Raw genomic sequence first — 15,316 nt, forward strand, 5'->3', positions numbered from 1 at the left:
CAACCACTCACTCCTCGCTCAACCAGTTACGGATTAGTTTCACTGCGTCATCAGGCTTTTCTTCTACCAGCTTTTTAATTTCCTCTTCCATACGTTTTTGAATCTCCATACGCATTTTTTCTTCAGGACTCAGCTCAGGAGTACTACGCAGAGGCGTTACTTCCGTAGCCTCTTCATACTCAAGGGGTTCTTCACCATAAACCTCTGCAACCACTTCCTGGGGTGCGGTTACCGCCACCAACACCTTCCGACCGATGAAATAAAGAACCAGTATCAATAAAGCCGGAACCCCATAGCGCCCCACAAGGTCTATGAGTTCCATAAACTTTTGTGCTTTGAGCGCCCTTTCTTCTTCCTGCCAGAAATCCTGATTGAAGGGCAAAGTTTCCACTACTACGCTATCTCCCCGCTCCGGGTCAATGCCGGCTGCAACCTCAACCACTCTGCGGATTTTTCCTACATCTTCAGGAGTCAGAGTGCTATCAACCAGGACAGCAACCGAAAGCCGCTTGATATCTCCAGGTAAAGCAGCATATTTTTCTAAAACCCGGTTTATCTCGTAATTGGTGGTCACGTTTCTTCGGGTATAGCTGCCGCTCTGTTTCTCTTCTTCTGAACCGTAAACGGGAATATTGGAAGCCACACCTGCTGCCCCTCCTGCGGTATCCGGAGTTCCCTGGTACTTTTCCTCTTCTTCCTGAGTGCTGCGAATAACCCCTTCATTGCCAGCCACTGGTTGGTAAATCTCTTTTTCTCCTTCTTTTTGTTCAAAGTTTAGTTCCACGCTGGCCCGCACCACAGCCTTGCGGCGGCCCAGTACTCCCTCTAACATGCTCTGCACCCGCTGAGTTATCACGCTCTCAAGTTCTTTTTTCATCTCGAGTTGGGTGGCAGTAAGATTGGTGATACTTCCCCAGCTCTCTTCTCCGCCACCACTGGCCAGAATATCCCCCCGGTCATCAAGTATGGTTACCCGGCTGGCATCGAGACCCTCCACGCTGTTTGCGACCAGACGTGCAATGGCTTCGACCTGGTCTTCCCTCAAGCGAGTCCCGGGACGAAGCTTTAAAACCACTGAAGCGGTGGGAAGCTTTTCCTCTTCTGCAAAAAGACTCTCTTCGGGCATGGTAATGTGTACCCGGGCACCATCCACTTCTTCAAGCTGGGCAATAGTGCGCTCCAGCTCTCCCTGTAAGGCCCTCTGATAGTTAACTTTCTGCAAAAAGCTGGTTAATCCAAAGGTGTTTTTATCGAAAAGCTCAAACCCAACCCCGGCTTGAGGAAAGCCTTCCTGAGCAAGCTTCATGCGGGCTAAATAAACTTTATCTTGGGGAACTTCTATCCTGGTACCACCATCTGAAAGCCGGTAAGGAATGCCCAGCTCCTCAAGCTTATCCACCAGCGCCCCTGACTCCTCAGGAGAAAAACTGCGATAAAGCAAGGCATAATCGGGCTTTGAGGAGTACATGAATAAAGTTATCAAACCTCCAACCAGAAGCACCAGAAGCAAAAGGGCAATCACCCTCTGCCCCTGGTTCATGCTTTCCCAAACTTTTTTAAAGTTACTACTCAAATCGGCGAGAGGACTCCTCATGGGTTACACCTGCATTCTCATTATTTCCTGATAGGCTTCGACCACTTTGTTGCGCACCTGAACGGTAAGTTCAAGTGCCAGGTTGGCTTTCTCAAGCGCAATCATTGCCTGGTGGAGATTTTCCTCCTTGCCCAGAACCACATCCTGAATAGCCTGGTCAGCTTCTTTCTGGAGAGCGTTTACTCCTTCCAGAAAGCCTCCCACCAGCTCTGAGAAGGACTTCTCGCTTTTATCGCTTTTCTTGAGCGAAGCAACCTCACGACTTTCTATACCCTGCAAAGCACCAGAAACCTTGCCTACGACCATCACAAGCACCCCCCACTAACCGCCAATGTTAAGAGCACTTTTTGCCATTTCTTTGCTCACGTTGATGGCGGTTACATTGGCTTCATAGGCCCGTAAAGCTGCCATAAGGTCCACTATCTCGTTGACAACCACCACGTTGGGGTATTCCACAAGACCATTTTCATCGGCGTCAGGATGGTCGGGCTGAAAGACCTTCCTGGTGGGTGTGCTGCGGTCCTCGATTACTCTACTTACCCGTACGCCTCCTTCTCCATCGGGTTCAAAAATTACTTCTCTGCGCAAATACGGACCACCATTCCCCGAGCGGGTAACTTCCGCGTTGGCCAAATTGGAAGCAATGACATCCATGCGAAATCTCTCTGCTGTCAAAGCCGAAGCATTTATCCGGAAAGTATTGAAAATCTGCATTTACCGCACCTCCTTCAAAACCGTACGCAAAAGATTAAACTTACCAGCGGTCAGCTTGCTGAGTGTTTGATAATAGAGGCCGTTTTCAAGCAGGGCAACCATCTCTCTTTCCACATCTATTGAGGAACCATCATCACGTATGGTTATGTTTTCTTCCTTGACGGGGAATACTTCTTTGCTCTTGGCTACATAACCTGGAAGATGCCTGGAAGAGGTTCTGGCAAGGTTCAGCTCTCCACCTTGTTCCTCTAATCCTTTAAGCAGGCTTTCAAAGTCCAGATCCCGACGTTTATATCCTGGTGTCTCCACATTGGCTATATTGGAGGCGAGCAGTTCCTGCCTCTGAGCCGCAAAGTCTAACCCCCGCTCCAAAAGAGCAAAAACTCGATCCAGACCAAAACCGCTCATCGTTCCACCTCCACCTTCTCTTCACCAGGTAGAGGATAAAATTTGTTGCCAGAAAAGGGGAAATTTTAGGAAGTCATTGAAGCATAGAGTTTTTTGCGGGAATGTGAAGGGAGAATTCCCAACTGGTCTCTATAAAGGGTTACCGTACGTCGGGAAACCGAAAACCCCTGCTTGCGAAGGTAAGCAGCAATTGAAGCATCAGAAAGCGGCTTTTTGTGGTCTTCCTTTTGAATAAGCTGCTTAATCACTTGCTTGGCGGGGTAAGAAGGATCAAAAAAGAACTTTACTTCCTTGACTACTCCACTGGGCAAAAGCACCCGTTTACCTTTGAGCACCTGACACACTGCAGCAATGCTGACTCCAAGCGCTTCGGCAACTTCCTTCTGAAGTAGAGGAACAAAAGCAGTGTTGTCTCCAGCAAGATACTTCTTTTCTCGAAAGACGATATACTCAAGAGCGCGTAACAGAAGGCTATTGCGATAGCGCAAGCAGGAGAGAATTTCCCGTGCCTCGTGCAAGCGTTCCTCCAGGAAAGACTGTTCCCGAGAATTCAGAGAAGATCTTTTATCCTTAAAAAGGGAAATAAAGCCCTCATTAAGGGTTAGCTTGAGATAAGGAGAATCAAAAAGTAAAACTCCGTATTCGTCACCACCTAACGCCACGATCTCAGCATCATAGGAAACTCTTCTGGTGTCATCCAGCTCTTTGCGACCTCGCTCATCAAGACCCGCTTCAAAAAACTCCCGAAAGGAAACAAAAAGCGATTCTCCTTTCTTCAGAAGAAACCTTATCTTTTCAGGGTGTTTCCGAAGCTGGAAGCTTTCCTCCAGAGTAATGAGTCCCTTGTTAAGGCACTGCAAAAGGACAAACTCCAGAGTATCTGCAGCCGCAAACCCTACAAAGCCCTCAGCACGGACTTTCTCAATAACCCCCTGAAGCTGGTCTTCAGGAACTCCCAGATGGAAAGCAAATTTTCTCAGGTCAAGACGCAAAAAACCTTCCTCATCAAGATTGGCAAGGATAACTTCCAGCAATTTCAGCTCTTCTTTGCTAAGCTCTACGCAGGAAAGAATCTCCTCTTCGAGCAATTCTTTGAAACTCCTCTTTTCAGAAAACGATCCGGGATCTTCCAGATAATAGCCGGTATCGTTCCTTACAATGCGTCCACAGTTAGGACAAAAATCCAAATACCGATCCAGGGGTTGCTCGCAGGCAAAACAAAACATACGCTCTTCAAATTCCAGAAAAGGATTTTCTTGCAGGAGTTGCTCAAGTTTCATTTCTAGTTCTTCCAGAGGAAGCATCATCATTTCTCCCGCCAGCATCATTTTGGGAATCATTTTTTGTTTCTGGTGCATGGCGAGCGACTGGCGCAGTTCGGGCTTCTTCATTCCTCAGCCTCCAAAGGCAAAAAAATCGAAAACGTGCTTCCTTGGCCCTCTTCTGAAGTAACTTCCATCCAGCCCCCGTGGGCACGAACAATGCTGTAACAGATGGAAAGCCCCAAACCCGTACCCTGGGGCTTGGTGGTGAAAAAGGGCTCAAATATCCGATTCAGCTTCTCAGCCGGTATTCCCTTACCGTTGTCCTGAAAAGAAATGGATACAAAAATTCTTTTACCCGGTTCGAAATTCATTTCTGAAAATGGAATTTGCTCTGCAGAGAGGGAAACTTTCCTAACCGTAACCCCCAGAACGCCCTCCTCTTTATCCATTGCTTCCACAGCATTTCTTATAAGATTGAGAAAAACCTGCCGCATGCGCAACTTGTCAATCTGCAAGGGAGGAATTCCGTTCTCAAAGGAAAACTCGAGGCGTTGGTTATCCCGGAAGTAAATTCTCCCCATGTTAAGTACTTCTTCTAAGAGAACACAAATATCGACAGTTTCTCTCTTGAGAATGCTGGGCTTGGAAAAATCGATCAAATTCCTGAGGATTTCCCCACAGTGTTCGGCGCTCTTTTCGATGTTTTCAAGCCCGTGACGCACACTTTTGCAGGTGGGACAACTGAAAGAACTTCTATCCAGCTTGCCGCGCAGCATCTGCGCATATCCGTATATAACCCCCAGGGGGTTGTTAATTTCGTGAGCAATGCTTGAAACCAATCGCCCAATACTTGAGAGCCGTTCAATCTGGCGAACGCTCTCTCCAAGCTGCGCTCTTTGCGTGACATCCTCGACGATGCCTCCAAACCCCATAAAGCACTTTTCCTCCCTTATCGGGAAGAAACGAAGATTGAGCAACTTTCTGTTTCCGGAAGAATCATGAAAAGATACGTTTCTTAAGAAAAGCTCTTTCCCCTCCCAGCGAAGCTTTCTCAAAAGAGGAGCAATTTCTTCCACTCCTCCAAAAATTTGGTCTACTTTCTTTCCCAGCACCTCTTTTTCTTCAAGCCCCAGAATTTCCATCATTTCCGCATTAAAAAACCACAGGCTGCCCTCTGCGTCAGCCATGAAAAAACCCATCGGAAAAGCACGGAAAAAATGTTTCAGGGACGAATCTTCCCTGGAACTTTGCGCAAACTCAAGGAGCAATTTTTTGTCAGCTCGTGAAAGCAAGACGGAAGACGCAAAGCACTGACCGGGAAAACCCAAAACAAGCAGCACATCGCTGGAAAGGAAAATACCACCAAACACGAAAGCCTTTTTCTTCAAGAAAGGCTTCCCAGAAGGTGTCCGGTCGCCTCTCACAATTTACAAGCAAAAGCGCAAGGTGTTTCCGGAAAAAATACAATCCAGAATAGGCAACCATCACCCACTTTCCCCCGCTCTTTTTAAGGAGGACCAGCAAAGCAGCTTTTAACTTGCGACGCAGCAAATGCAAAGCCCTGCGAAAGGAATCCATTCCGTTTCTTTCTATACCACTCTACTGACCCAAAACTTTCTTGACAGCTTCAATAACTCGATCCGGTTTAAAGGGTTTCACCACAAAATCCTTGGCCCCCGCCTGGATAGCATCCACTACCATCGCTTGCTGCCCCATAGCACTGCACATGATGATTCTGGCTTTAGGATCTCGCTTTATGATTTCCTTGACTGCAGTAATGCCGTCCATCTCGGGCATAGTGATATCCATGGTAACCAGGTCTGGCCTACTCTCTTCATACTTTAAGATTGCTTCTTTGCCGTTACTTGCCTCGGCAACCACCTCATAGCCGTTTTTAGTCAGGATGTCCTTCAACATCATCCTCATAAACGCAGCGTCATCTACGATCAAAATCCGTCCTGGCATTCTCTGCAAACCTCCTCAATTGTGAAAATTTCGCTAATAAGCTGGCAACATCCAGAATCAGCGAAACGGTACCATCACCAAGAATGGTAGCCCCTCCCAAACCCCGGATATCACCGATATACTCACCGAGAGATTTGATGACTATTTCCTGTTCACCAATGATTTCATCAACTACGAGACCCGCCATAGAACGAGCTGCATTGACCACTACAGTATAAAACACAGTTGAAGCAGCCTCCCGATTCGAAAAGGTTGCCTCAACTTCGCCACTCAAAAGTCCCGCCAGAGAAACCAGGGGCAAAGTGTTACCTCTAAAAAGTGTGGTGAGCACCTGGTTGAGCCAGTAGGTATTTTTTAGCTCTACTCGTTCGATTTCCACCACATCAGAAAGGGGTATAGCGAAAATTGCTTCTTTCACCTTGACCAGCAAGGCCCTGACAATGGCCAGAGTCAGAGGTAGCCTTAGATAAAAAGTAGTACCCTTCCCCTCAAGACTTTCCACAAAAACCTGCCCATTGATCTTTTCGATGTTCCTTTTCACTACATCCATACCCACTCCACGACCTGAAACATCGGTTACTTCTTCGGCCGTGGAAAAACCGGGATGGAAGATAAAATCAATGATTTCTTTTTCACTGAGTTTTTCCAGTTCATCCGCTTTCACCAATCCTCTTTCAAGGGCTTTTTGCTTGAGTTTCCCAAGCGATATGCCCCTTCCATCGTCTTGAACCATGATTACCACTGAATTTTCCTCTTGATAGGCCTTGAGCAGAACCCTACCCCGAGCAGGCTTTCCAGCAGCTGCTCTTTCTTCGGGAGATTCTATGCCATGATCTATCGCATTGCGCAAAAGGTGAATCAGAGGATCAGTGATTTCCTCAAGGAGTGAGCGGTCCAGCTCGGTTTCTTCGCCCTCAATTACAAAATCAACCTCTTTACCAGAGTTGCGGGCAATATCCCGAACCATCCTCGGAAAGCGATTAAACACCTCAGCCAGAGGCAACATACGGGCTTTCATGATTTCCGTTTGTAATTCGTTAGTAATCCGACCCAGGTGAGTGGAAGTGTCGGCAAGCTGCTCGCGAAGGGCTTTGAGATCTGTTTCTGTGTCCAGCCGCTGAATGCTGTTTTCGAGTCTCGCCCGGTCGATAACCAGCTCTCCCACCAAGTTCATCAGGTTATCCAACCGCTCCACATCAACACGCACCGTTTTTCGAATACCCTGTACAGACTTTGCAACTTCTCTTTGAGCTGCCTGGCCCTCTTTCTCCTTCTCCGCTTCCACTTCCTGGACTTCCACTTTCTCAACTTCCGCAACGCCCAGAACAGCTGAGCGAATTGCCTCGGCCTCCCCAGGGAAAAGCACCTCAACGAGAAAACTCTCTCCAAAGTTTTCCTTTTCAAGCTCAGCAACCGTTGGTTCAGAAAACAATATCTGGGCACCCAGTTCCTGAAGGCGGTTTAAAACCAGATAAGCCCTGACTCCTTTCATGGAACAATCTTTATGCAGGAATACTCTAACCTGGTAGCGTTTCCCCTCAGAAGCTTTGTTTTCGCCGCTCTCTGCCACTTTACCTGGATGAGCGCCAGTATCTTCTTCTTTTAGTGCCTCCTGGTCATCCACGCCACCAGCAAGAAACTGCTTTAAATGCGCTTCCAGTTCTCCGATATCCAGCTCCGGTTCTTGGGAGGTCTGGGCAATGCTTTCTTTAAACTCCCTAATCATGTCTACGCCCTTCAAAAGCAAATCCACTAAAGAAGGAGTAACTTCGAGCTCTTTATTCCGCACTCGGTCCAGCACATTTTCAAGGGTGTGGGCCAGCCCAGAGAGACGAACAAAACCCATTGATCCCGAAGAGCCCTTAATAGTATGAAAGGAGCGGAACAGAGCTTGAACCAATTCCTGGTTCTGGGGATCCCTTTCCAGGGATACCAGACCTTCTTCCAGGTTTTGGAGATGCTCTTCAACTTCCTCCAAAAAAACTGCAAGATAACGTTCCATATCAAAGCTGTCTGTCACTTTTCCTTCCCCCTTCAATCACCGTTCTCGCTGATTTCCACTTGCCTTCACGCTGCCTGTGGGTTTTGAAAGAGTTATTTCCAACACCACCACCGAATCCTCTTCCACCGTTATTTCTTCCACAGAAGGAAGATATCCTTCTTTCTCAAACACCAAAACATGCCCTCCTATCGGCACCTCTTCAAAGGAAAAGGCACCATTTTCGTTGCTTTGAGTGCTCTCCTCACCATCAAGGGTTACTGTTACCGAAGAAAGTGGTTGGCCATTTTCGTCAAAAACAAAACCCACCACCTTACCCAAAAGGGGTAGCAGGGCGATTTCGACCGAAAAAGAACCTGTTTCGGGAACCTCGACAACCTCGCTCTTTGGGGCGTAGCCAAACACCGAAACCAGGATGACCTGCCTTCCTGAGGGCACCAGAGGCAAAAAGAAACTCCCATCAGAAGCAGTAACATCACTTCGCTCGGGAAAGTCTCTCAAGGTAACTTCTGCCCCAACCACCCCCTCACCGCTCAAGGCATCAACTACTTTGCCAGCAAGGTCTACCTGAGGATGCAGGTTGGGAAAATGGGGCAAATTGCCCAGAAAACAGCCCGAACCCAGCAAGGAGAGAAATACAAAAATCACTGAAAATCCAGCCCAAAAAAAGGCTCTTCCCTTCATTGCCGCACCAGATAGAATGGGTAATACCCCGGAGTAAGCTCTAAAGTATAAATGGTTATAGTGTCTGACACACTTTCATAGCCATCCTTTGAAACCTGTACACTATATGTGCCCGGTGAAAGCAAAAAAACCGCTCTGCCCTGGCTGTCAGTGTACTTGGTGCTTGAGTAGCCATTGCCGGAGACAGCAACCCGAGCCAGGGGTACTGGTAAAACATAACCGGAGCTTGAATAGGGCTCGATTTCGTAAACCAGAATATGGGTTTCTTTTTCCTGCCAGCGCACTCCTAAGCAACCGCCCTGAACAAGCAAAAGAAACAGCAAAAGAAACCAGTAAATCACTTTCTTTTTTGCCATCATCCAGCCCACCTCTGAAAACATCTATATAAAATTTATTGCCAATTTCAGAAGCAGAACCTACTCCCGCAGCTTTTGCTCAAGCTCTTGCTCCGAAATACCCAGTATCAGGGCGGCTTTTGCTCTGTCAAACTCCACATGCTCGAGAACTTTCTGAATATACTCTTTTTCCATTTCTCGAAGAGTCTTCAGCCTTACTTCCCGAGGGGCATCAAAAATCCAGATATCCTCGGCCTTTATCATTTCATCCCTGGTGAGTATCACTGCCCTCTCAATCACGTTGTCAAGCTCACGCACATTGCCCGGCCAGTGATAGCGCTTGAGCATTCGTAAAGCCTGAGGAGTAATTCCTTTCACCTTCTTATGTAGTCTTTCTGCATGCTTTTTGATGAGAAAATCACAAAGAAGGGGAATATCCTCACGCCGTTCTCTCAATGGAGGAAGTTCAATGGGCACCACATTCAAGCGGTAATAGAGATCTTCCCGAAAAGCGCCCTCCTGCACCATCCTTTTAAGGTTGCGATTGGTAGCGGCAATGATCCGCACATCCACGGTAATGGGGGCAACACCACCGACCCGTTCAAAGGTCTTTTCCTGAAGAACGCGTAAAAGCTTCACCTGCATAGTGGGGCTCATTTCACCAATTTCATCCAGAAAAAGCGTGCCTCCATCAGCAATCTCAAACTTGCCAAGTTTTCGAGCATGAGCTCCGGTGAAAGCTCCTTTTTCGTGTCCAAAAAGTTCACTTTCAAGCAGCGTCTCTGCAATAGCCCCACAGTTAACCACTACAAAGGGGCGGTCAGAGCGGTCGCTTTGAAAATGAATGGAGCGAGCAAGAAGTTCTTTGCCTGTTCCACTCTCTCCATAGATGAGCACTGTAGCATCGGTGCGGGCTACCAAAGAAACAACTTCCATAACTTCCTTCATCTTGGGAGACTCCCCAATAACACCTTCAAAGTGATAGTTTTCTCGCATTTCTTCCAGATAGAAAGAGCGCTCTCGCTTCATGCGCTCTACTTCCAGAGCTCGCAAAACAGCGTTTTTTAGCTCCTCCACCTTGAAGGGCTTGGTAATAAAATCATAAGCTCCCATCTTTAGTGCTTCTACTGCATTGTCCACGCTGCCATAAGCCGTGATCACGATAACCGGGATTTCCGGGTCTCTCTCTCGGATTCTTTGCAGAACCTGAAGACCTCCCAGGTCAGGAAGACGCAGGTCGAGAATGACCAAATCATACTGGGCACTTTCAAACTTGCCCAGAGCTTCCTCGCCCGATAGGGCAACATCAGTCAAAAGCTTTTCTTCCTGTAAAATTTCACAGACCATCTCCGCCATAAACTCTTCGTCATCCACTACCAGAACCCTAAAAACAGGCAAAAAACTCCCCCCAGAGAAGCAAAATACAACCTATTTAGCATTATACCCAATCAGGGATAAAAATTAAGGGGGGTCAGCTTTTGCGGTCCACAAAGCGAGATTGAGAAGCAGTCTCCGACATGGTGGAGCGGAATTTCCGAAGAGCCTCGACCTCTTTTCTCATCTGTCCTGCTTCCTGAGCAAGTACCTGGATCCGCTCCTTGATGAGTCCCTTTATTTCTTCGTCAATACGCAGAATTTCCCTGATTAAACCGAGAGCCTTTGGGGCATCCTCAAGAATTGCAGGATCAGAGGCCAGATTTCCCACTGCTTTTATCAGTGTATCCCTTTCCCTGAGGTAAAGAGCGAGGTTCTCGAGGTCGCCCTTTTTGAACTCCTCAAGTATGGAAAGGGAAAGGTCTCTCATTTTCTCAAGTAAAAGCATGGTATTCTCCATAGCTCATAATTCAGTGGGGGAGTTTTTTCTCAACTTCCATCCATGCTTCTTGCAACCCAGAAAAAAGCTTCAAAAGACCATGGATTTTCTCACGGTAGTTCTCCTCATTGATTTCGGCACACTCTTTTAACATAAACTGATAGAGCTCAAGAAGATTGCGGGCAATTTCTCCGCCCTGTTCAAAATTCAAAGAAGCCATAAGTTCAAGCACTATCTTCTCGACTCTGACAATCATTTGATGCGCTTTCTCGGCCTCCCGCTCTTCATAAAGCAGCTCAGCCATCTTCAAAAATTTAATACCACCGTCATAAAGCATGACTATCAACCTTACTGGCGAAGCGGTATTCACCGCACTCATCTGGTAGGATTCTTTCGCTTTAGCCATAAGGTAGGCGTTCATTCAGACACCTCCTTCTTCAACTTCCCTGACTGTTATTTGATTGTGTAAGAGCAGAGAGACTGGCCAACTGCTGTGTAAGCCAGGCACCCTGAGTTTGAAAGGCAGCCAGTGCTTCTTCAAGAGCTACGAACTGCTTACGCCAGAGTTCTTCCTGCCGGCTCAGGCGCTCTTCAAGAACCTCTATTCGTTCATCGATATCTCGAATCAAACCCTGGTAAAGGTCTTGATTGCTCTTAACTATTCCCTCATAGGGGTCAACTATAAAATCGAGAGATTCCTCAAGTATAGTTCCAATACCCTGGCTCAAAATCACTGCCCCCTGAGCGCTTCCCTGTAAAGCCAGCTCAGAAGCAGAAAGTGTAACTCTCAGAGTAAGGCCCTCCACCGGAGTTCCCGCTCCACCTATAAGCACCTGGCCCGTTCCAGTCGCTGCATACCCTCCAATGGTTCCTGCCACATCCACCCCTTGTCCGGTAAGCTCCGTGGTACCAATTCCCGTGCTCCGAGGGACGGAAGCATCAACATTAGATGCCACAGTAAAGGAGTTGCTTGAACCATACAGGCGGTGCTCTAAGACCAGCTTCCCCCCTTCGTTGCGGGCTTCAACCAGGATGCCATTTGCTTCCAGGGTGGAGTTAATAGTAGCCACTACTTCATCCAGAGTCATACCTGCTGTCAAATTGACCACTACCGAACCGTTGAAAGTGAGGGTTTCGTCCTGACCCAGGGTGTCGCTTCCCAGAGATGAAGAAGCCTCTACTCTTCCTTTCTCCGCTGCCTGGGTAATGACCACGTCCAGACTGCTTTCTTCAAGCAGACTTTCCACACTTGAAGGCACATTAACTACTTCCACATCCGCATCAGTCGCTACCACGCTACTTACAAAAAGCTTTTTCACTTCTTCCAGGTTGCTCTGAAGTGCTGTGTCGAGCTTGCTTTCATCCAGGCTTAGCCTTCCGTAACGATCCACCGAAATGCCTATTTCAGCAACGCTCTGGAAGTAGGAGCTTTCCACCCTTCGAAAGAGATTACTGAGTATTTGAGACTGAATGCGTTGCAGCGAGGTGTCTCCAAGTAGGGCACCTGCCACACCAGTATCCGGATTATAAGCAGTATTCTCAGCGACAAAGTCCTGGAACTCGTTGAATCTGGCCACAAAATTTCTAATACTGCTTTTAATGCTTTCCAGGTCATCTTCAACCGTTAAAACCACACTTTGGGTGCTTACTGCTTTGAGGTTCAAGCTCACTCCCGGGATTAGGTCTTCAATCAGGTTAGAAGAGCTCTCGTAGACAAGGGGCGTCGCTCCACCTTCTGAAGTGCCCAGGGAAATGCGTGCATTTTGAGCAGGTTGGATATCGTAAAAACCAGAAAGCGTGGCTTCGCCCCCAGAAAGGGTGGAAGTGATGGTAATCGCTCCATCAAGGCCGGTTTGCTTGCTGGATAGAAGAAGCTTGTAACCATCTGAGGTGTTCACAATTGAAGCGTTTACGCCCGCCCTCGAGCTGTTTATGGCATTTTTTATCCCCTCTAAAGTATTGTTAGAAGAGTCAATGGTAATTTCAACTGGGTCCCCGCTTCCCACCTGGATTGTGATCACACCTTCTCCAAAGGTGGTGGTATTGTAGTCGGCGTATGAAGATGAAGTGGCTATCTGATGGGCATAGGCGAGTTGTTCCACCCGAAGAAGGTAAGTACCGGTTACTGCTGAAGAGGTTGCTGAAGCGCTGATCACACTTTCATCGCTCACGGAGACCGCTTTCCCCTCAAAGGTGCTTTCTGAAGCCAGGCTCGATGCAGATGTCTGCAGAGCTAAAAGCTTGGTATTTGCTTCCTGCCACAGGGCAATTTTTTGCTCGTACTCCGATTTGCGCTCCTCAAGCCTGGTAATGGGTATGCGCTCCACTTCAAGGAGCTGGTTGATGATGTCAGTGGTGTTCAAACCCGAAATCAGACCATCGATGCTCAAAAGTCCATTGCTCACCGTAACTCCCCCTCAGCGCAACTCATCTACAAAAAGTCCTGCCAGCTCTTGAAGTTTAGCAAGCATGTCCAGAAACTTTTCAGGTGGGATTTCGCGGATGACTTCCCCGGTTTCCTTGTTAATCAGACGAGCTATGACCTCATGAGTAGGCTCGTGTATTTGAAAACGCAATTCAATATCCAGAGTGCGCATAAATTGGTTGAGCGCGTCGATGATTTCCTGGAGCTTGTTGAAATCTACCTTCTCTACACTTGCTTCCTGATTCTTTTTCTGCAGAAAGGCAACCTCCAGAGCGACCTGCGTTTTTTCCAGGGAAGAAGCTTTGTCCAGCACATCCTGGGTGTCTATCAACCTATTTTGAGCTATCGCTTGCTCTCCAGGCGGGTTAACACGCATCGTCAATCACCTTCCCTCCGTCCTCAAAAGGGGGCGGCTCTCCGCCCCCTTCGCTTCCTCCATCGCTATACCCTGAGAAGCTGGAGTACCGACTGGGGCAGGGTGTTGGCTTGGGCAAGCATGGCAGTGCCTGCCTGAAGCAGAATCTGCGCCCTGGTAAACTCCATCATCTCCGCTGCCATGTCCACATCGCGGATTCGGGACTCTGCTGCGGTGAGGTTTTCCTGAGCTACCCCCAAGTTGGCAATAGTGTGCTCCAAGCGGTTCTGATATGCACCGAGTTTAGAGCGTTCAGTGGAAACGGTGTTGATGGCATTGTCAATCGCAGTGATAGCACTTTCTGCGTTGCTGGCAGAAGTTACGCTGATATTGTTCACACCCAGTGCCTGAGCACTCATATCGTTAATGCTTATGGTCAGAGTCTGGTTCTCATTGGCGCCGATATGGAGCACCACCGCACCAGAGGGGTCCACCACTGCACTGAAGCTTACCGAACCTCCGCTACCAAGCGAGAGTTTGGAAGGATCGATGGTTACTGAAAGTCCATCCGCAGCATTGCCGCTTGCATCCAAGGTGAGCGTTGCACCAACACCTTCTGCAGCTGCACCATTAATGGTACCTACAATGTCTGTTCCAGCTGCAGAAAGAACTTGCTCTGAACCAGTGGTCAAGCCAAGTGCCTGAAGCAGGGCATTATCACCAGATACGTTAATAGTTGCATCGCTTCCATAATCGTCAGTGGTGAGATAAAGTCCTCCGTTAGTGCCTCCCGTAGAAGCGGTAACCCCAGTTTGGTCACTTACATTGTTAATTTTCAAAATAACATTGGCCAGACTATCACCAGCATCGATATCCACAGAGACCCCGTTGATTACTAAAGTTCCAGCTTGACTACCCGTAAAAGCCGTTGCATCTCCTAAGGTAGCCTGAGAAGCGTTGGCAGTAACGGTTACTGTGTAAACTCCGGCCTGGGTTTCAGCGCCCGGGGTAACCTCGCTAACCAGTGCCTGCAAATCAGCATCTGCTATACTACTTCCTGCAGCGTAAGCGGTTCCATTCACTGTAGAAGTTGCACCAGCCACACTACCGTTTTGAGCACTGGTTGCATAGCCTGCAGTCCCATCCAGGAGTTTTTTGGTGTTGAATTCGGTGGTTTCGGCAATTCTGTCTAACTCATCAATGAGCTGGTCGATTTCTTGCTGAATTTGAGCCCGGTCTTCTGAAGTGAGGGTGTCGTTTGCGGCCTGGACAGCGAGTTGTCTCATACGTTGCAAAATGGAGTGAGTTTCGTTCAAGGCTCCTTCTGCAGTTTGAATCATCGAGATGCCATCTTGAGCATTGCGGGACGCCTGAGCAAGACCTTTGATCTGACCACGCATTTTCTCTGAGATAGCCAAGCCCGCCGCATCATCAGCCGCACGGTTGATACGCAGGCCCGAAGAGAGGCGCTCCAAAGACTTGGAGAGCGCGTTGTCCGTTGCCACCAGGTTACGGTGGGCATTCAAAGCAGTTATGTTTTGATTAATCCGAAGACCCATTTAAAATCAACCTCCTCCATAAGGTTTTTAATTGGCTTCCCTGCCTTCTTGTACTTACACCATACACCAAAATCCACCCAAGCCTACGTTTTCTTTAGTTGCTTCTCTTTGTACATCTACCACCTCCCGGAAACCCAAGTTCATATATAAATATCGGCATTCTCCCTCCAAACTTTAGGGTCTGAAAAGAAATTTTTCCA

The 15,316-nt window shown here is 48.0% G+C and carries 16 protein-coding genes; all 16 read right to left on the bottom strand.

Annotated features, from left to right (window positions below; genetic code table 11):
• Positions 1-7 precede the first annotated feature (7 nt).
• Positions 8-1,573 (bottom strand): flagellar basal-body MS-ring/collar protein FliF, encoded by a 1,566-nt coding sequence (gene fliF / locus QBE54_RS10270; protein WP_369018096.1) that lies wholly within the window; start codon positions 1,571-1,573, stop codon positions 8-10.
• 24 nt (positions 1,574-1,597) lie between these two features.
• The gene (gene fliE / locus QBE54_RS10275; protein ID WP_369018097.1) at positions 1,598-1,900 is read right to left on the bottom strand and encodes a flagellar hook-basal body complex protein FliE; all 303 of its coding nucleotides are present in this window, start codon (positions 1,898-1,900) and stop codon (positions 1,598-1,600) included.
• Positions 1,901-1,915: 15 nt separating this feature from the next.
• Positions 1,916-2,308 (bottom strand): flagellar basal body rod protein FlgC, encoded by a 393-nt coding sequence (flgC, locus tag QBE54_RS10280; protein WP_369018098.1) that lies wholly within the window; start codon positions 2,306-2,308, stop codon positions 1,916-1,918.
• Positions 2,309-2,716, bottom strand: a complete 408-nt coding sequence (gene flgB / locus QBE54_RS10285; RefSeq protein ID WP_369018099.1) for a flagellar basal body rod protein FlgB — start codon at positions 2,714-2,716, stop codon at positions 2,309-2,311. It lies immediately after the preceding gene.
• A 65-nt stretch (positions 2,717-2,781) separates the two neighbouring features.
• Positions 2,782-4,107 (bottom strand): hypothetical protein, encoded by a 1,326-nt coding sequence (locus QBE54_RS10290; RefSeq protein ID WP_369018100.1) that lies wholly within the window; start codon positions 4,105-4,107, stop codon positions 2,782-2,784.
• On the bottom strand, positions 4,104-5,369 hold the full coding sequence (locus QBE54_RS10295; RefSeq protein ID WP_369018101.1) for a nitrogen regulation protein NR(II): 1,266 nt from the start codon (positions 5,367-5,369) through the stop codon (positions 4,104-4,106). The genes QBE54_RS10290 and QBE54_RS10295 overlap by 4 nt, the downstream gene beginning before the upstream one ends.
• A gap of 211 nt (positions 5,370-5,580) precedes the next feature.
• The gene (locus QBE54_RS10300; protein WP_369018102.1) at positions 5,581-5,946 is read right to left on the bottom strand and encodes a response regulator; all 366 of its coding nucleotides are present in this window, start codon (positions 5,944-5,946) and stop codon (positions 5,581-5,583) included.
• Positions 5,918-7,966, bottom strand: a complete 2,049-nt coding sequence (locus QBE54_RS10305) for an Hpt domain-containing protein (RefSeq protein ID WP_369018103.1) — start codon at positions 7,964-7,966, stop codon at positions 5,918-5,920. The genes QBE54_RS10300 and QBE54_RS10305 overlap by 29 nt, the downstream gene beginning before the upstream one ends.
• An 18-nt stretch (positions 7,967-7,984) precedes the next feature.
• Positions 7,985-8,593: a carboxypeptidase-like regulatory domain-containing protein gene (locus QBE54_RS10310; RefSeq protein WP_369018104.1), complete on the bottom strand. Its 609-nt coding sequence runs from the start codon at positions 8,591-8,593 to the stop codon at positions 7,985-7,987.
• A 32-nt stretch (positions 8,594-8,625) separates the two neighbouring features.
• The gene (locus QBE54_RS10315; RefSeq protein ID WP_369018105.1) at positions 8,626-8,985 is read right to left on the bottom strand and encodes a carboxypeptidase-like regulatory domain-containing protein; all 360 of its coding nucleotides are present in this window, start codon (positions 8,983-8,985) and stop codon (positions 8,626-8,628) included.
• Positions 8,986-9,045: 60 nt separating this feature from the next.
• Positions 9,046-10,362: a sigma-54-dependent transcriptional regulator gene (locus QBE54_RS10320; RefSeq protein WP_369018106.1), complete on the bottom strand. Its 1,317-nt coding sequence runs from the start codon at positions 10,360-10,362 to the stop codon at positions 9,046-9,048.
• Between the two features lie 73 nt (positions 10,363-10,435).
• Entirely contained in the window at positions 10,436-10,786 is a 351-nt protein-coding gene (locus QBE54_RS10325; protein ID WP_369018107.1) for a flagellar protein FliT, read from the bottom strand.
• Positions 10,787-10,808: 22 nt separating this feature from the next.
• Positions 10,809-11,198, bottom strand: coding sequence for a flagellar export chaperone FliS (gene fliS / locus QBE54_RS10330; RefSeq protein ID WP_369018108.1), 390 nt, complete (start codon positions 11,196-11,198; stop codon positions 10,809-10,811).
• A gap of 16 nt (positions 11,199-11,214) precedes the next feature.
• Positions 11,215-13,182 carry a flagellar filament capping protein FliD gene (fliD, locus tag QBE54_RS10335; RefSeq protein ID WP_369018109.1) on the bottom strand — a complete coding sequence of 656 codons (1,968 nt, stop codon included), beginning with the start codon at positions 13,180-13,182 and terminating at the stop codon, positions 11,215-11,217.
• A 12-nt stretch (positions 13,183-13,194) separates the two neighbouring features.
• On the bottom strand, positions 13,195-13,578 hold the full coding sequence (locus tag QBE54_RS10340; RefSeq protein ID WP_369018110.1) for a flagellar protein FlaG: 384 nt from the start codon (positions 13,576-13,578) through the stop codon (positions 13,195-13,197).
• 65 nt (positions 13,579-13,643) lie between these two features.
• The gene (locus QBE54_RS10345; protein WP_369018111.1) at positions 13,644-15,116 is read right to left on the bottom strand and encodes a flagellin; all 1,473 of its coding nucleotides are present in this window, start codon (positions 15,114-15,116) and stop codon (positions 13,644-13,646) included.
• Positions 15,117-15,316: the final 200 nt, after the last annotated feature.

Source organism: Thermatribacter velox, assembly GCF_038396615.1.
Taxonomy (GTDB): domain Bacteria; phylum Atribacterota; class Atribacteria; order Atribacterales; family Thermatribacteraceae; genus Thermatribacter; species Thermatribacter velox.